The organism is Streptomyces sp. NPDC031379 (genome assembly GCF_055569615.1).
In genome coordinates, this window is record NZ_JBVIIT010000017.1 from 176254 (window position 1) to 193786 (window position 17533).

The window sequence follows — 17533 nt, forward strand, 5'->3', positions numbered from 1 at the left end:
CGGAGCACGTCATGGCTGAGAGACGCATCCCGCACCGCCCGTCGAGTCCCACCGACTCGGGAGCGCCCGTCACCACCGCACCGGCGTCGTCCGCCGCCGACTGGGCCCTGCTGCTCCTGCGACTGACCTTCGGACTGATGATGGCCGCGCACGGGGCCCAGAAACTCTTCGGCGTCTTCGGCGGAGGCGGCCTGACAGCGACCGGCAACGCCTTCGCCGGGCTCGGCTACCGGCCGGGAAAGGTCTTCGCCCTGATCGGCGGCCTCTCCGAGTTCGTCGGTGGTCTCGGCCTGGCCCTCGGCCTGCTGACGCCCCTGGCGGCCGCCGCCCTGATCGGCGTGATGATCAACGCCATGGCGACCGTCACCGGCGCCCACGGCCTGTGGGAGACGGACGGCGGCGTGGAGTACAACGTCTGCATCGCCGTGACCGCCCTGGCCATTGCGGCCATCGGCCCGGGCCGCCTGGCTGTCGACCGGTTCCTCCCCTGGGGCAAGGGCGGCTGGGGCGAGGCCGCACTGGCCCTCGGCCTCGGGGGCATCGGCGCCGCGATCACGCTCAGTCTGTGAACGACGCCGTCATCGGCTGTCAGGGTGGACATGCGTGCGACCGCCGTGCCATCGAGAGGCCTCCGACGCCGGTGTGAAGATCCTTGAGAGGTGACCGGTCCCAGACGTTCCGCGCCGCTCGTGCTGTCGGCTCTCCTGCTGGCGTTGCTCTCCCTGTGGACCGGTACGGGCGTCTCGCATGCGGCCGGTGCCTATCGGGCCGACTCCTGCCGGGTCGACCAGCTCCGGGCCGCCAAGGTCACCGCGTCCGTGAAATTCGATCACCGCGGAAGTGACTACAGCACGGTCACGAGCACCATGGAGGTCAAGATCCCGACGGGCTGGCGGCATGCCTCCGATCTGCTCCTGGATGCCGATTCGTCCCGTTACCGGGAGGCGCTGCGCTGTCTGCTGGGGAAGGCTTCGGAAAAACAATTCGATGACGCGTACGAGTGGCGTCTGAAGCCCCTCACGGTGACTGCCGACGAAAAAGAGGTGCTGGTTCACTACGAGGCCGTCACCTGGATCCAGTACCTCGCCGACTATCACATCGGACTCTGGAATCTGGCCGCGGGCAAGGGCGTATGGGACCTCCAACTCTTTCCTGGGAACCTTGCCGGCGCGGACTGGGAAGACGTGGAAGTCCGGATGGGCGGCCCCGGGGCGGAATCAGTCACCCCGGCGTCGGCCATCGGTGAAGAAGGCACCGTGGTCAGCTGGCACGACAGGAACCCGACCGAACACTTCAGGGTCAGGTTCCGCCCGCCCGTGGTGCAGCAATGGAATGCGCTGACGCTGACGCCGGGCGAGGCCTGGGAAGCCCTGGGAATGTACAGCGGATCGGGGGCACTCTGGTACGTCGCGGCAGGAGTCCTCCTCCTCATCGGTGCCGGCAGACTGCGAAATGACCTCGGACGGCCCGCCACCGAGGAGGAGGACAAGGCGCTCAAGACGCTGCGTACCTGGGCTCTCCTGCAGATGTTTCTCTGCCTTCCCGTCTATATGGGAGACAACCTCCTCGATTTCCTGAGCACGCAGTTCTCCTGGTTCCACGACTACACCTCGGCGATGTCTTTGCTGGCATTGAGTGCCATCGGACTCGCGCTGTGCTGGTTCGGGATGCCGCGCAGGCGCCTGCTCGTCGTCGCCTGCGTCCTGACCTTCGCTGTTGTCGGGATTTCCATCGGTTCCGAGGTGTCAGAGCATCCGCTGATGTCGGTGAGTGAGAACGACCACCTGGTTTCCCCGGCCGGCTCCTGGCTGGTGGCGACCGCCTACGCGGCAACACTCTTCGTGTGCTGCCTGGGTGTCCTCTCGGCGGGGTGGCGAGTCCTGCGGACCGACGGGCGAGGTGTGTCGTCATGGCTGGTCGTCTCCGTCTCCGCGGCCGTCGCGGTGCTCACCGTCCTCTGGTCGTTCCTCGCCTTCCGGCGCGACTGGAACCGCCGCACGTGGCTCGCCGACACCCATTGGGCGACCTACACGAGCGCATGGCGAGCGTCCTCCGACTACTGGTGGTGGTCGTTCCCGGACAATGCGCTGGCGCCTGTCTGGGAGACTGCCGCGTTCATCTTGACCGCGCTCGCGCTGGTGGGGACGCTCCGGGTCTGCCGGGCCGAACGGCGTGACGCTCGGTCGTTCACGCCGACCGAGGCGGAGAAGTTTCTGCTCGTCGTCTTCTTCTCGCTCGTCGTGGTGCCCGGCGGTGAGATGTACTTCGGTATCTGGGGGGCCATCCTCGACACGCTCCTCGGCCTCTTTGCGGCCTTGCTGATGCTCTCGTTCTCCCGCTCGAAGTGTGTACTGCAGCAGCCGGGCGCAGGAGATGTGCAGCTCGGCCAGGTCATTTCACAGACCGACCGAACCGGATTGTTGCGCCTGGTGCGCCGTTATCGAGAGCTGCAGGACCAGCTGCGTCATCCGGGTGCCGGGAGTTCCGTCGAACGCGCCGCGCAGTACGAGTCGATCGAGCGGGAGATCGACCAGCTGCACGAGGGGCTGCCCGCAGGGGTCGGCCCCATGGACCTGGCCTTCGCCTGGGGGCCTATGGACACGTGGTGGGCCAACGCCCGCAGGTGCGCGCTCATCGCCTGCCTCGCGGGTCTGCCCGCGACCGGTCTGATGTACTGGCTCGACTACGTCGCGAACAACTCCTGGGTTCCGATCACGCAGAACTCGTCCGGGTTTCTCGCCATCGTCCAGGACCTTCTCTACTGGCAGCTGACCTGGGTGGGCGGAGGGTTCTTCCTCGGGGCGCTCTGGCGGGACCTTCCCTGCCGCCACGGGCCGACGAAGGCGTTCTGTATCGCCGCCGTTTTCGTGGTTCCCGTCGTCGCCCAGTGGGTCATCGACGAACTCATCGGGCAAAGCGTCCAGGGTGTGGTCCCCGCCATCGTCGTCTTCACGTCCGTCCTGACGTTCACCGGCCTGGTCATGGACGTGCAGACGTTTCTCAGCGAACAGCGTTACTGGCCCACCAGCGCCAGTCTGGTCATGTACGTCTACCGGATGCGTATCGCGTCGCTGGCCTTCTTCCTGACGCAGATCGTCGCGCTTGCCACCATCTGGAAAGCACTCAGGGAGGGCGGCCCGACCTCGCCGCCGCCCACCCGCTGAGTGCGTCACCGGCCGGGCGCCCCCGTGCGCAGGCCGTCCATGACGAGGTCGAGGAGCCGCGTGGCCCGGGGCTGCCAGTCCTCGTGCGGGGCGAGCTGCCAGAGGCCCGCGATGGCGAGGAGGAAGTCGTCCGCCGTGATGCCGGGGCGGATGGTGCCGGCTTCCTCGTTGGCGCGGAGCAGAAGTTCCGCCGCGGAGGTCACCGGCGTGTGGGCGGGCTTCGCCGGACTGCCGGGTGCGCCGGTCGCCTGCCGTATGGCGGTGGCCAGACCGGCCTTGGTCATGGCGAACTCGGCGAGCCGGTCCATCCAGGCCCGCAGGGCCTGCTCGGGCGTCCGCGTCCCGAGCAGCTGGGCCGCGCTGTCGGCGACCTGCTGCATCTCGTGCCGGTAGATCTCGAGGACGAGTGCCTCGCGGTTGGGGAAGTTGCGGTAGAACGTGCCTTGCCCGACGCCGGCCTTCCTGGCGATGGTGCTCAGCGGGGCGTCGGCGCAGCGCGTCAGCTCGGCGAGTGCCACTTCCAGGATGCGCTCGCGGTTGCGCTGCGCGTCCGAGCGCAGGGGTGCGTCCTTCTTCTGCGGCACTCGTCCGTCCTCCTCGAGGGTCCGTGGCCGAACCCGCCCTTGCTAACCGGACAGCTGTCCGTTACGGTCTCCAGATAGCGGACAGCTGTCCGGTTACGTCCACGATAGCCGTGGACGCCGCCCTACGGCAGTCGGCGGCCGTCACCTCCGGCCCCAGCATCCCGCACTTGCGCTTCGCCCCTGCGACCTCGACCCGCACCACGCACTCTCCACGGCGTCCGGTCCCTCCGGCTGCCGGACCCTTACCTGTTCTGGAAACGCGAAAGAAGCTGCTCATGGCCCAATCGACGTCCAGTGTCATCACCCTGAAGATCAACGGCGAGAAGTACACACTGCCCGTCGACCACCGCACCACCCTGCTCGACGCACTGCGCGAACGCCTCGAACTGACCGGCACCAAGAAGGGCTGTGACCAGGGTCAGTGCGGTGCCTGCACGGTCCTGCTGGACGGCCGGCGGGCCGTCGCCTGTCTGCAACTGGCCGTGGCGGCCCAGGACCGGGAGATCACCACCATCGAAGGCGTCGCCGACGGCGAGCGGTTGCACCCCGTGCAGCAGGCCTTCCTCGATCTGGACGGTTACCAGTGCGGCTACTGCACCCCCGGCCAGATCTGTTCGGCCATCGGGGTGCTCCAGGAACACGCGGCGGGCTGGCCGAGCGCCGTCACCGACGACGTCCGGCCCGAAGCGGGGCCACCGCCCCTCACCGCCGAGGAGATCCGGGAACGGATGAGCGGCAACCTGTGCCGTTGCGGTGCCTACGTCTCGATCGTCGAGGCGGTGGCCCGCGCGGCCGAGGCCGGTACGGACCCGAACGCCGCCACCGGCGCGCGCGTCAGCCCCGCGGCGGCGGCCACGAAGGAGGCCCTGGCATGAGGGAGTTCGGCTACCAGCGGGCGTCCGACGTCGCCGGCGCCGTCGCGCTGCTCGGCGCCGATCCGGACACCCGGTTCCTCGGCGGCGGCACCAACCTCGTCGACCTCATGAAGACCGGTGTCGAACGCCCCGCCCGGCTCGTCGACATCCGCGAACTCCCGCTCGACGACATCGAGTCGACGCCGGAGGGCGGCCTGCGCATCGGCGCCACCGTCACCAACGGCGACCTGGCCGCCCATCCCGAGGTACGGCGCCGCTACCCGGCGCTGGCCCAGGCGGTACTGGCCGGCGCGTCCGGGCAGCTGCGCAACATGGCCACGGTCGGCGGCAACCTGCTGCAGCGCACCCGCTGCGGCTACTTCACCGACGTCACCAAGCCGTGCAACAAGCGTGTCCCGGGCAGCGGTTGCCCCGCCGTCCAGGGCGAGCACCACAACCACGCGATCCTGGGCGCCACCGAGCACTGCGTGGCCGTACACCCCTCGGACATGGCCGTCGCGCTCACCGCCTTCGACGCCGTCGTCCACTACGAAACCGCCGACGGGCCGGGGGAGTTGCCGCTCGCCGAGTTCTACCTCCCCGTCGGCGACACCCCCCACCGCGAGACCGCGCTGCCGCCGGGCGCGCTGATCACGGGCGTCACCCTGCCGCCGGTGCCCACCGCCGCCCACTCCTGCTACCGCAAGGTCCGGGAGCGCGCCTCGTACGCCTTCGCCATCGGCTCGGTCGCCGCCGCGCTCGACGTCCGGGACGGCGTCGTCCGGGACGCCCGCCTGGCCTTCGGCGCGGTCGCCTCCCGACCGTGGCGGGCCCTCGCGGCCGAACGTGCCCTGACCGGTGCGCCGGCCCACGCCGAGACCTTCGCCGCCGCCGCCGACGCGGAACTGGCCGCGGCGCGGCCGCTGCCCCACAACGCCTACAAGGTGACCCTCATGCGCAACCTCGTGGTGGCCGTACTGACCGAACTCGCCGAGGAGGCCGCCCGATGACCACCGTCACCACCGGAAAACCCACACCGACGCCCTCCGTCGGCACCGCGCACACCCGCGTGGAGGGCAGGGACAAGGTCACCGGAGCGGCCCGCTACGCCGGAGAGATCCCCTTCGCCGACCTCGCGCACGGCTGGCTGGCGCTGTCCACGGTCGCCCGCGGCCGCATCCGCGCCCTCGACACCGACGCCGTCCTCGCCATGCCGGGTGTCCTCGCGGTCCTGGACCACCGCAACGCCCCCCGCGTCGACACCGACTACATCGGCCTGCTGGGCACGCGGCCGGACCCGACCTGCGCCGTCTTCCAGCACGACCGGGTGCCCCACCTGGGCTGGCCGGTGGCACTGGTCGTCGCCGAGACGTCCGAGCAGGCCAGGGAGGCCGCCGAGGCGCTCGTGGTGCACTACGAACAAGAGCCGCACGACATCGGTTTCCGCAGCGAGCACCCGGACGCCTACCCGCTGGACAGCCACGGGCCGGCAGTGACGGGGAAGGGCGACCTCGAGGCCGAGCTGGCCGCGTCGGCCTTCGTCGTGGACGCCGAGTACACCACTCCCGAAGAACACCACAACCCGATGGAACCGCACGCGGCGACCGCCCGCTGGGACGCCGGCCGGCTCGAGCTGGTCGACTCCAACCAGGGCGCCTCCTGGGTCATCGGCGAACTCGCGAACCTCTTCTCGCTCGACCCGGCCTCGGTGCGCGTGCGCTCCGAACACGTCGGCGGCGGCTTCGGCAGCAAGGGCGTCCGTGCCCACCAGGTGGCCGCCGTGATGGCCGCGACCGTCCTGCAGCGCCCGGTACGCGTGGTCCTGACCCGCCGTCAGATGTTCTCGCTGGCCGGCTACCGCAGCCCCACCACCCAGCGCGTCCGGCTCGGCGCCGACGCCGACGGACGGCTGCGCGCACTGGAGCACCGCTCGCTCAGCCTCACCTCCACCGTGCACGAGTTCATCGAAGCGAGCGCCGGGGCGGCCCGGGTGATGTACGACGCCGACGCCCACCACACCGCCAACCGGGTGGTGCGGCTCGACGTACCCACCCCGACGTGGATGCGCGCCCCGGGCGAGGCACCGGGATCGTTCGCGCTGGAGGCGGCGCTGGACGAACTCGCCGAGAAGAGCGGTATCGACCCGGTCGAGCTGCGCCTGCGCAACGAGCCCGACAGGGGACCGGTCTCCGGCCTGCCGTTCGCCGGCCGCAATCTGCCCGCCTGCTTCCGGGAGGGCGCCCGCAGGTTCGGCTGGGCGGACCGGGACCCGCGCCCCGGGCTGCGCAGGGACGGCCGCTGGCTGCTCGGCACCGGCACCGCGGCGGCCTCCTTCCCGGCGGGCGCCGCACCGTCCACGGCCACCGTGACGGCACACCCGGACGGCACCTTCACCGTCCGGATCGCCGCGGCCGACATCGGCACCGGAGCCCGGACGGCCCTCACCCTGGTCGCCGCGGACGCGCTGCGCGTGACCACGGACCGGGTCCGCGTCCGCATCGGCGACAGCGACTTCGGACCGGCGATGATCGCCGGCGGTTCCATGGGCACCCGCTCCTGGGCCTGGGCGGTCACGACCGCCGCCGACGAACTGCGCGACCGACTGGCCCTGGGTCCCGTCCCCCCGGAGGGCATCACGGTGCGGTCGGACACCGCCGCGGCCATCGGCGCCCTCGCCCCGGCCGAACGCCATTCCTACGGCGCGCAGTTCGCCGAGGTGGCGGTGGATCCCGGCACCGGCGAGGTGCGTGTGCGGCGGATGCTCGGCATCTTCGCGGCGGGCCGCATCGTCAACCCGCTCACCGCCCGCAACCAGTTCCTCGGCGGCATGATCTGGGGCATCTCCATGGCCCTGCACGAGGAGGCGGTACGGGACCGCGCCTCGGGCGGCCACGTCGGCGCCGACCTCGCGGGCTACCACGTGGCCACGCACGCCGACGTACCGCGCATCGAGGCCGACTGGATCGACGACCACGATCCGAAGGACCCGGTCGGGATCAAGGGCATCGGTGAGATCGGCATCGTGGGTGCGGCGGCCGCCGTCGCCAACGCGGTCTGGCACGCCACCGGCGTACGCCACCGCAACCTGCCCATCCGGCCCGATCGCATCCTCTCGGCCGCCGGAGGAGCGCCGGATGCTTGACCTGGCCGAGGAGCTGAACCACTGGATCCAGGAGGGCCGGGAGTTCGCCGTCGCCACCGTCGTGGCCGTCGGCGGCAGCGCGCCGCGCGGTCCCGGCGCCGCCCTTGCGGTCGACGGCGAGGGCACCGTCGTCGGCTCGGTCTCGGGCGGCTGTGTGGAGGGCGCGGTGTACGACCTGTGCCTGGAGTCCCTGCGCACGGGCGAGAGCGTCACGGAGCGGTTCGGCTACAGCGACGAGGACGCCTTCGCCGTAGGACTGACCTGCGGTGGGACGATCGATGTGCTGATCACGCCGGTGGGCGGGCAGGCGCCGGACCGCACGGTCCTGGCGTCGGCGCTGGCGGCCGCCGGCCGGGGCGGTCCGGCCGCCCTGGCCCGGGTCGCCCGCGGCCCCGCCGAACTCCTCGGCCGGGCCCTGCTGGTGCGCGACGACGGCACGTACGAAGGCGGTCTCGGCGGTCACGCCGAGCTGGACCGGACGGCGGCGGCCGAGGCCCTGGCCCGGCTGGAGGCGGGGCGCACCGGCACCGTGGACATCTCGGCGGACGGCTCCCACTGCCCCGGCGGCCTCACCCTGCTGGTCGAGGCGCACACACCGCCCCCGCGCATGATCGTCTTCGGTGCGGTCGACTTCGCGTCGGCGCTGGTGCGGGCCGGCAAGTTCCTCGGATATCACGTGACCGTCTGCGACGCCCGGCCCGTCTTCGCCACGCGGGCCCGCTTCCCCGAGGCCGACGAGGTCGTCGTCGACTGGCCGCACCGCTACCTGCGGCGCACCACGACCGACGCCCGTACCGTCCTGTGCGTGCTCACGCACGACGCGAAGTTCGATGTGCCCCTGCTGAAGACGGCCCTCGGCATGCCGGTGGCGTTCGTCGGTGCGATGGGCTCGCGCCGCACCCACGAGGACCGCGACCGGCGGCTGCGTGCGGAAGGCGTGAACGAGCGGGAGCTGGCCCGGCTGCACTCCCCGATCGGCCTCGACCTCGGCGCCCGGACACCCGAGGAGACCGCGCTGTCGATCGCGGCGGAGATCGTCGCCGTCCGGCGGGGCGGCACGGGAGTTCCGCTGACCGGCTCGAACGCGCCGATCCACCGTGACCGGGAGCGCAGCGGGGCGACGGCCGCCTGAGAGGGGCAGGCGCCCCCGGAAGCGGACCGGGTGGGGGCGGCGCCGGGACGTCCTCGGCGCCGCACAGCGGGTCGGCCGGTGGATCGCTCAGCTGTGCGGGCAGAGGACGAAGTCGGAGCAGGCGCGCCAGGTGAGGTCGTCGTCGAGTTCGGTGAGGGCGTCCCGGATCCGGCGCAGGTGGGCGGCGGTCAGCTGGAGCGGGGGCTCGTCGGGCTGGTAGGTGGTGCGGACCGGGTAGTCCACGCCCGGCTCGGTGGTCATCTCGATGTGGCAGCCGAGTACATGGGTGACCGGCCGGCGCTCGGCGAACTCGATCAGGCGCTCGATACTGCGGGTGAAGGCGGCGAGGTCCTGGATGTAGAGCCGGCCGGGGTAGACGCTGTCGCCGGTGAGCAGGAACCCGGTGGCCGGGTCGTAGTAGGTCACGGCCGCCTCGTGGTGGCCCGGGGTGGCCAGGCACTCCAGCACCCGTCCGCCGAGGTCGATGCGGGCGACGGCGTCCGGGTCCGTGTCGAACCCGAAGTACGGCCAGGCGGTGGCGCGGTCGGCCCCCACCACCGTGGTGCCGGGGCGGCCCGCGAACTGGCCGTCGCCCGCGATGTGGTCCCCGTGCCCGTGGGTGTGCAGCACGAGCAGGTCGTAGTCCTCCCGCGGATGCCGGGCGAGCCGGTCCGCGAGCAGTCCGTCGACCACCCGGCGCAGCGGGAAGAACTCGGGCGACTCGGTGGCCCCGGTGTCGATCAGTACGGCCCGTTCGTCGCCGCACAGCAGGAAGAGGAACGGCGCCTCGTAGTGGACGGCCATGTTCTGCCGCAGGATGAACGTGTGCTCGTCGTAGGCGTGGACCTGGATGTCCGGGTCGGTGTTGTGCTTGGCCGACGGTGAGCCGTGGATCCACCGCACGTCCAGAGGGCGCGCCGGGGGAGTGGTGCCGGTGAAGCCGACCGGCTGCGTGCCGGAACCCACGATGCCTCCACGTGCGTCGTCTTGGCGGGCCGGGTACGGCGCACATCTCGTCCGGGGCAGGCACGGCCGCGCCTGACGACGGGACGCTACCACGCCGCCGGTGACCGCGACCGTGTCCCGGAGCGCCGCGCAGGGCCCGGCCAGGCCGGTGGCCCAGGGCCGCCGCGCGGACGCCCGGCGGCCCCGGGCGGCACGTGCCGCGCCGGTCTCAGGGGTAGGACACCACCGTGGAGGGAGTCGTGGACGTTCCCGAGGTCGGCGATCCCGTCTCGTTGATCACGTGTTCGTACTGGCCGTTGCCGCCGAGCGAGACGACCAGCAGGTCGTGGAACTTCACCCCTGGGCGGTTCGGCGCGGCGAAGCCGTGGTGCTGCACGATCGACGGGGCCACGTTGTAGTAGCAGTAGCTGCCCAGGCCCCAGCCCTCGTGCGTGGTGACGTTGTCGCCGACCTTGTAGGCCGCGTAGCCCTTGACCGAGCCGTTCTGGACCGCGGCCTGGTTCGGGGCGTCGTACGCCTTCTCGTTCTGGAAGAAGATCGTGCGGCCCCGCTGGCCGTACCACTGCACGTCGTACTTGTTGAAGTGCTCCACGAACAGGCCGGTGCACAGCACGTCGTCGCCGTTGACCACGACACCGTAGTCGGCGCGGTTGGTGTCCCAGCCGACACCCGTGCCGTGGTCGGCGCGCCACACCCAGGTGTGGTCGACGATGGTGTGCCGGCTGTTGATCACCATGCTCGTGGTCGCCTTGCCGGCGCCCGCGCCGCCGATGCGCACGAAGACGTCCTGCACGGTCGTCGGGTTGGCGGAGTGGTCCTGCGCCGAGCCGGCCGGCCCGACCTCCAGCAGGGTGGCGGAGTTGACGGGTCCGGCGTCGATGAGGAAACCGGCGAGGCGCACGCCGTCGACATCGGCGACCTTCAGCACCGTGCTCCCGTTGTCGGGTACGAGCGTCGCGTATCCCAGACCCAGCACCACGGTGCCGGCGCGGTTGACCTGGATCGGCTGGTCCACGTGGTAGACGCCCGGCGTCAGGAGCAGGTGGAGTCCCTGCGCGAGTGCCTGGTTGAGGGTCGCCGCGCTGACGCCCGGCTTCGCGACGTAGAACTGCGACAGCGGCAGGGACGTGCCTCGCGGTGTGCCGTTGCCCCAGGTCACGCCGCGGGCGTTCGTCCGCTTCTCCGGCAGGAAGACCCGGAACTCGCTGCCGCTGACGTACAGGAACGGCTTCTCACGGGAGACGGGCGTGGTGTCGAGGGTGGTGTACGGCGGGTTGGGGAAGCTCTGCGCCGGGGCGCCCTGGACACCGGAGAACACCATGTTCCACACGCCGTTGAGCCAGCTGCCGACAGCGCTGTCCCGGGTGTACCACTGCTGCTGCGAGTACGGCCCCACCTGACCGTCGATCCGGCTGTCCGCGATGTACCCGCCGCTCGCCCAGCCGTAGCCCGACGGGGCGAGGTTGAGCCCGCCCCGGATGTGCATCCGGCGGAAGGGCGCCGCCTGGGCCACCGCCCACCGGTTCGTGCCGTTCGCGGGGACCAGGGCCAGGTTCTCCGCCGAACGCCAGAAGTTCTGCGTGGCGTTGCCGTTGAACCAGCCCGCGTCGACCGTGACGTCACCGTTGATCGTCGTGTCGTCGGGCGACAGACCGAGGCCCGCGATGGAGGTGTAGAAGCCGATCTGGGCGTTCAGGCCGTTGTACGTGCCGGGCTTGAACAGCAGGGCGTAGCGACCGGTGCCGAACTGGGCCGACTCCTGCTGCCGGAAGACCTGGTCCAGCTTGGCCTGGATGCCGGGCGTCGCGGGATCGAACACGAGCACGTTCGGGCCGAGGTCGCCCCCGCCGGGCAGGGCGCGGGCGGACGTGCGGGACGAGCCGGCCGCCCGGGCGGGCGTGGACACACCGGCCAGCACGGGCACCGCGGCCGCCGCGGCACCGAGAACGGCGCGGCGGCCGACGGACGGTGACGAAGACGAGGAGGGGGACGAGGGGGAGGCGGGGGGCATGCGCGGCTCTCCTTGTTCAGGAAATGAACGAAGTGGGGTGGGGGAGCGCTCTCTCGACGTTGGATGCTTCATTGGCGTGAACGGTGCGTCAAGAGTTACGACCGAATTTCCGCGGCGCCGCGCCTGAGTAACCGTCACATCGCCGTTGCCGCCTTCGAGAAGTGAGCGAAGGGCTCCTGCTGATTCTTTGGTCGTCTCCCTTGACACCCTCCCGTCGCCGCCCCAACACTCCAGCGGTGGGAGAGCGCTCTCCCGCCTCCGTACGACCTCCCATCCCTCCCGTCGAGGAGCCCCCATGGCACGGAGATCCAAGATCCTCTCGGGCGCCCTGATCACTTCCGCCCTGGTGCTGACCTCGTTCGGCGTCACCGGAGTCGCCGCGTCGTCCGCACCCCGCTCCACCGGCACGACCGTGCACACCGGCCACACCATGGCGCCGTCGACCGCCGCCTCGCCCGAGGACCCCGACGGCGACGGCTACATCCCCGCCGACCCGCCCGTCACCGGCGTCCCCCCGGCCACGCAGAACCCGCCGCACCGCTACTTCCACGAGTTCCAGGCGAACTGCGCGGTCAGCCACACCAAGCCGGACGACCCGATCGTCTACCCCCAGCAGCCCGGCAAGTCCCACGACCACACGTTCCTGGGCAACACCACCACCAACGCGAGCAGCACGACCGCCTCGCTGAGCGCGGGCGGCACCACCTGCAAGGCCCCCGGCGACCTGTCCGGCTACTGGATGCCCACCCTCTACAACGGCGACAAGCCGGTCCTGCCCGTCGGCCCGCAGGTCATCTACTACAAGGCCGGCGTCACCGACTACACCAGCGTCCGGCCCTTCCCCAAGGGCCTCAGGTACGTCGTCGGCGACCCGATGCAGACCGCCGACGAGTTCCGCCACCACCGCGGATTCGTCGAGGGCTGGGAGTGCGGCGACAGCTACTTCAACACCGAGTTCCCGGCGACCTGCCCGGACCGGGCCGACGTCCAGCTCAACATCCGCTTCCAGGCGCCCAGTTGCTGGGACGGGAAGTACCTCGACACCCCCGACCACAGGAGCCACATGGCCTACCCCGTGGTCAAACCCGGCACGAACGACAACATCTGCCCCGCCGACCATCCGGTGGCACTGCCGATGATCGAGTTCAAGATGGCCTTCCCCGTCAACGGAGACATGTCGCGGGTGCGGCTGGCCAGCGGACCGGGCCACAGCTTCCACTACGACTTCTTCAACGCCTGGGACGACCGCACCCTCAAGGCGCTGGTCGACCACTGCATCGTCGGCGGGCTGCAGTGCGACGCGCGCGGTTACGACGAGACGCACCCGGAGGCGGGCGCGGCGCTGAACGCCGACTACCGCCTGCCGTAGCGGACCCGGCCCCGACGGCACCCGCACACACCCCACACCCCACACGGAGACCCCGCCACCATGACCCCACCACCACACACGCGCGCGCGCCGCCTCGCCGCGCCCCTCACCGCCGGCGTACTCGCCGTCGGCGCCCTCACGGCCCTGCCGGCCGCCCAGGCCCACGCGGCCGGCAGCGTCGTCAAGGTCACCGGCACCCAGGGCAACTGGCAGCTGACCGTGGACGGGCAGCCGTACCAGGTCAAGGGACTGACCTGGGGCCCGTCCACAGCCGACGCGGAGAAGTACCTGCCCGACCTGCGCTCCATGGGCGTCAACACCATCCGCACCTGGGGCACCGACGCCACCAGCAAGCCGCTCTTCGACTCCGCCGCCGCCCACGGCATCAAGGTCGTCGCCGGGTTCTGGCTCCAGCCCGGCGGCGGCCCGGGCAGCGGCGGCTGCGTGAACTACGTGACCGACACCGCCTACAAGAACCAGATGCTGGACGAGTTCCCCAAGTGGGTGCAGACCTACAAGGACAACCCCGGCGTCCTCATGTGGGACGTCGGCAACGAATCGGTGCTCGGACTCCAGAACTGCTACAGCGGAACCGAGTTGGAACGGCAGCGCGACGCCTACACCACCTTCGTGAACGACGTGGCGCGGAAGATCCACACCATCGACCCCGACCATCCGGTCACCTCGACGGACGCCTGGGTCGGCGCCTGGCCGTACTTCAAGAAGAACGCACCCGACCTCGACCTGTACGCCGTCAACTCCTACAACGCGGTCTGTGACGTGAAGTCCGCCTGGACGCAGGGCGGTTACAACAAGCCCTACATCATCACCGAGACGGGCCCGGCCGGCGAGTGGGAGGTGCCCGACGACGCCAACGGCGTACCGCTCGAGCCGGGCGACCGCGCCAAGGCCGACGGATACACCCGGGCGTGGGGCTGCGTCACCGGACACAAGGGAGTCGCCCTCGGCGCCACGATGTTCCACTACGGCACCGAGTACGACTTCGGCGGCATCTGGTTCAACCTGCTGCCCGCCGGCCAGAAGCGCCTGTCGTACTACGCGGTGAAGGGGGCCTACGGGGCGGACACCTCCCACGACAACACCCCGCCCGTCGTCTCGGACCTGACCGTCGAGGGCGACGCGGGCAAGGTGCAGGCGGGCCGGGACCTGACCCTCGCGGTCAAGGCCACCGATCCGGACGGGGACGCGCTGTCGTACGAGGTCCTCGACAACAGCATGTACATCGACCAGAGCAGGAACCTCACCCCGCTGCCCCACACCGACCTGGGCGGCGGCCGCCTCAGGGTCACCGCGCCCGACCGGCCCGGTGTCTGGAAGGTCTATGTGAAGGTGACCGACGCTCACGGCAACGTCGGTGTCGAGACCCGGTCCGTCAGAGTCGTCCCGCCCACGCCGAACGGCACGAACATCGCCCTCGGCAAGCCCGCCACCGCCTCCTCCTACCAGGCGAGTTACGGCGACTGCCCGTGCCCCGCCGGCAAGGCGGTCGACGGCAATCCGAACACCCGCTGGGCCAGCGACTGGAGCGACCCGCAGTGGGTCCAGGTCGACCTCGGCACCCGCACCACGTTCCGGCACGTCCAGCTGCTGTGGGAGGCCTCCTACGCGAAGGCCTACACCGTGCAGACCTCCGACGACGGGCAGAACTGGCGGACCGTGCGCACCGTGACGGACGGCAACGGCGGCGTGGACGACTTCGACGTCACCGGAACCGGCCGCTACGTGCGGGTCGCCGGAAGCGCACGCGGCACCGGCTGGGGCTACTCGCTGTACGAGTTCGGCGTCTACAGCTGACCTGAGCGGTCGGCGACAGGAGGGGTGGGGATGGCGGACGAGGACGAACTCGACCGGCTGCTCGACAAGCTGACCCTGCGGTCCAGGATCCGGCTGCTCACCGGCGCCACCACCTGGCGCACGGCGGCCGAACCGGATCTGGGGCTGGGGGAGCTGATGCTGTCGGACGGTCCGGCGGGTGTGCGCGGGGAGAGCTGGGACGAACGCGCCACCTCCGTCCTGCTGCCCTCGGCCTCCGCGCTCGCCGCCACCTGGGACGAGCGGCTGGTCGAGGAACTCGGCGGCCTCCTCGCCTCGGAGGCCCGCCGCAAGGGCGTGCACGTGGTCCTCGCCCCCAACCTCAACCTCCACCGCAGCCCTCTGGCCGGACGGCACTTCGAGTGCTTCTCCGAGGACCCCGTGCTCACCGGCCGGACGGGGGCCGCCCTGATCCGGGGCATCCAGGCGCAGGGCGTCGCCGCCACGGCCAAGCACTTCGTGGCGAACGACGCCGAGACGGACCGGCTGACGGTCGACGTGCGGGTGGACGAGCGAACGCTGCGCGAGGTCCACCTCGCGCCGTTCGAGGCGGCCGTGGCGGCGGGTGTGCGGCTGGTGATGGCCGGCTACAACCAGGTGAACGGCACCACCATGACCGCCCACGAGCTGCTGACCGCGCCCTTGAAGAGCGAGTGGGGATTCGACGGCGTCGTCGTCTCCGACTGGGGCGCCGTCCGCGGCACCCGGGACACCGCGCGTGCCGGGCTGGACCTCCAGATGCCCGGACCCGCGGGGGAGTGGGGCGAGTCGCTGGTACGGGCCGTGGAGGCCGGTGAGGTCGAGGAGGCGGCCGTGCACGACAAGGTGCGCCGGCTGCTGCGGCTCGCCGCCTGGTGCGGGGTGCTGGGCAGGCCGCACCGCCCGGCCGGCCCGCACCCGCGGTCCCGGCAGGCGCGGGCCCTGGCCCGGCGGGCCGTCGCGGCCGGAGCCGTGCTGCTGGCCAACCGGGGCGTCCTGCCCCTGGACCCCGCACGCCTCGGCACGGTCGCCGTCATCGGCGCGGCCGCCGCCCGCACCCGCACCCAGGGCGGCGGCAGCGCCGGCGTCTTCCCCCACGACGAGGTGCCGATCCTGGACGGCATCAGGGCGGGGCTGCGCGGCCGCGCCCGGGTCGTGCACGTACCCGGCCCCGCCCCGGACGGCCCGCCGCCACCCCTGGACCTGGACCTCGGCTCCGATCCGCGCACCGGCACCCCGGGCGTGCTGCTGCGGATCCTGGACGTCTCCGGCCGCGAGCTGCACGCGGAACACCGCCGCGGCGGGCGCCAGTTGGAACCCCCGCTGCCGCCCGGCGCGCACACCGTGGAGATCAGCGCGCGACTGCACCCCCGGACCTCGGGCGCCTGGCGGATCGGCCTCGCCGGATTCGGCCGCCTCAGCCTCCACCTGGACGGACGCCCGCTCCTGCAGGGCGTGTTCGCCACCACCACCGACGACCCCGCCGTGATCCACGTCAGCCCGCCCGCCCAGGTCGTCACCGCTCACCTGACGGCCGGCACCACCCCGTTGCTCGTCGCCCGCCGGGAACTCGCCCCCGGCACCGGACGGGCCACCGTCGTCGGCGCCGCACCGCCCGGACCCCATCGGGAAAAGGCCCTGGCCGCCGCGTCCCGGGCGGCACAGGAGGCGGACGCGGCCGTGGTGGTCGTCGGCACCGGCGAACAGCACGAGTCCGAAGGACGCGACCGCGCCCACCTCGCGCTCGGCCCGGACCAGGACGCTCTGGTCCGGGCCGTCGCCCGGGCCAACCCGCGCACGGTGGCCGTGGTCAACAGCGGCGGCCCGGTGGAACTGCCCTGGCGGGACGAGGTCGGCGCACTGCTCCTGGCCTGGTTCCCCGGCCAGGAGGCCGGCGGCGGCCTGGCCGACGTGCTCCTCGGCCGGACCGAGCCCGGCGGCCGACTGCCCACCACCTGGCCCGCCCGCCTCACCGACGCCCCCGTCACCCGCACCCGCCCGGACGCCGGCCGCCTGCCCTACGACGAGGGCGTGCACGTCGGCCACCGCGGCTGGCTGCGTGCCCGGCGCACACCCGCGTACTGGTTCGGGCACGGACTCGGCTACACGACGTGGGCCTACGAGGAGCTGTCGGGACCGCCGCAGACGGCGGCGGGGGAGGACGTCACCGTACGCGTGCGGCTGCGCAACACCGGGCCGCGCGCCGGGCGGGAGGTCGTCCAGGTCTATCTCGCCCGTCCCGGCGCCACCGCCGTGGAGTACCCCGAGCGATGGCTCGCCGGATGGACGGCGGTGGTGGCGGAGCCCGGCGAGAGCGTCGTCGCCCAGGTCCGCGTCCCGGCCCGCGCCCTGTGCCACTGGGACGTCCGCGCGGGTGGCTGGCGCACGGAACCGGGACCGTGCCGGGTACGGGCCGGCCGCTCGGCGGGCGATCTGCCCCTGACCCTGGAGATGCACGTGCGCGACCGCACCTGAGAGCCGTGCGGGGGTACCGGAGAG

The 17533-nt window shown here is 71.8% G+C and carries 12 protein-coding genes and 1 riboswitch; of the genes, 9 read left to right on the forward strand and 3 right to left on the reverse strand.

Annotation, left to right across the window (positions count from 1 at the left end; translation table 11 throughout):
- The first annotated feature begins 11 nt into the window (after positions 1–11).
- Complete coding sequence (locus tag ACZ5CW_RS24530; RefSeq protein WP_468604753.1) at positions 12–569, forward strand: DoxX family protein; 558 nt, start codon at positions 12–14, stop codon at positions 567–569.
- Between the two features lie 90 nt (positions 570–659).
- Entirely contained in the window at positions 660–3164 is a 2505-nt protein-coding gene (locus tag ACZ5CW_RS24535) for a DUF6185 family protein (protein WP_468604755.1), read from the forward strand.
- A 5-nt stretch (positions 3165–3169) separates the two neighbouring features.
- Here ACZ5CW_RS24535 and ACZ5CW_RS24540 read toward each other — a convergent pair whose 3' ends face one another.
- Positions 3170–3748: a TetR/AcrR family transcriptional regulator gene (locus ACZ5CW_RS24540; RefSeq protein ID WP_468604757.1), complete on the reverse strand. Its 579-nt coding sequence runs from the start codon at positions 3746–3748 to the stop codon at positions 3170–3172.
- 275 nt (positions 3749–4023) lie between these two features.
- Between ACZ5CW_RS24540 and ACZ5CW_RS24545 the strand changes: the two genes are divergently transcribed.
- The 4 genes from ACZ5CW_RS24545 to ACZ5CW_RS24560 are packed head-to-tail and all read left to right on the forward strand — an operon-like array spanning position 4024 to position 8876.
- Entirely contained in the window at positions 4024–4623 is a 600-nt protein-coding gene (locus tag ACZ5CW_RS24545) for a 2Fe-2S iron-sulfur cluster-binding protein (RefSeq protein WP_468604759.1), read from the forward strand.
- Entirely contained in the window at positions 4620–5612 is a 993-nt protein-coding gene (locus tag ACZ5CW_RS24550) for an FAD binding domain-containing protein (RefSeq protein WP_468604761.1), read from the forward strand. The genes ACZ5CW_RS24545 and ACZ5CW_RS24550 overlap by 4 nt, the downstream gene beginning before the upstream one ends.
- Positions 5609–7744: a xanthine dehydrogenase family protein molybdopterin-binding subunit gene (locus tag ACZ5CW_RS24555; protein ID WP_468604763.1), complete on the forward strand. Its 2136-nt coding sequence runs from the start codon at positions 5609–5611 to the stop codon at positions 7742–7744. The genes ACZ5CW_RS24550 and ACZ5CW_RS24555 overlap by 4 nt, the downstream gene beginning before the upstream one ends.
- Positions 7737–8876, forward strand: a complete 1140-nt coding sequence (locus tag ACZ5CW_RS24560; RefSeq protein ID WP_468604765.1) for an XdhC family protein — start codon at positions 7737–7739, stop codon at positions 8874–8876. Before ACZ5CW_RS24555 ends, ACZ5CW_RS24560 begins: the two co-directional genes overlap by 8 nt.
- Before the next feature lie 87 nt (positions 8877–8963).
- Here ACZ5CW_RS24560 and ACZ5CW_RS24565 read toward each other — a convergent pair whose 3' ends face one another.
- Together ACZ5CW_RS24565 and ACZ5CW_RS24570 are read right to left on the reverse strand one after the other, a co-directional pair.
- The gene (locus ACZ5CW_RS24565; protein WP_468604767.1) at positions 8964–9842 is read right to left on the reverse strand and encodes an MBL fold metallo-hydrolase; all 879 of its coding nucleotides are present in this window, start codon (positions 9840–9842) and stop codon (positions 8964–8966) included.
- A gap of 10 nt (positions 9843–9852) precedes the next feature.
- Positions 9853–9922, reverse strand: a riboswitch (guanidine-III (ykkC-III) riboswitch).
- A 128-nt stretch (positions 9923–10050) separates the two neighbouring features.
- Entirely contained in the window at positions 10051–11853 is a 1803-nt protein-coding gene (locus ACZ5CW_RS24570; protein ID WP_468604769.1) for a coagulation factor 5/8 type domain-containing protein, read from the reverse strand.
- 295 nt (positions 11854–12148) lie between these two features.
- Here ACZ5CW_RS24570 and ACZ5CW_RS24575 point away from each other — a divergent pair, with 295 nt between their 5' ends.
- The 3 genes from ACZ5CW_RS24575 to ACZ5CW_RS24585 are packed head-to-tail and all read left to right on the forward strand — an operon-like array spanning position 12149 to position 17509.
- Positions 12149–13222 carry a DUF1996 domain-containing protein gene (locus ACZ5CW_RS24575; protein ID WP_468604771.1) on the forward strand — a complete coding sequence of 358 codons (1074 nt, stop codon included), beginning with the start codon at positions 12149–12151 and terminating at the stop codon, positions 13220–13222.
- A 60-nt stretch (positions 13223–13282) separates the two neighbouring features.
- The gene (locus ACZ5CW_RS24580; protein ID WP_468604773.1) at positions 13283–15037 is read left to right on the forward strand and encodes a discoidin domain-containing protein; all 1755 of its coding nucleotides are present in this window, start codon (positions 13283–13285) and stop codon (positions 15035–15037) included.
- A 30-nt stretch (positions 15038–15067) separates the two neighbouring features.
- The gene (locus ACZ5CW_RS24585) at positions 15068–17509 is read left to right on the forward strand and encodes a glycoside hydrolase family 3 C-terminal domain-containing protein (RefSeq protein WP_468604775.1); all 2442 of its coding nucleotides are present in this window, start codon (positions 15068–15070) and stop codon (positions 17507–17509) included.
- The last annotated feature ends 24 nt before the right edge of the window (positions 17510–17533 follow it).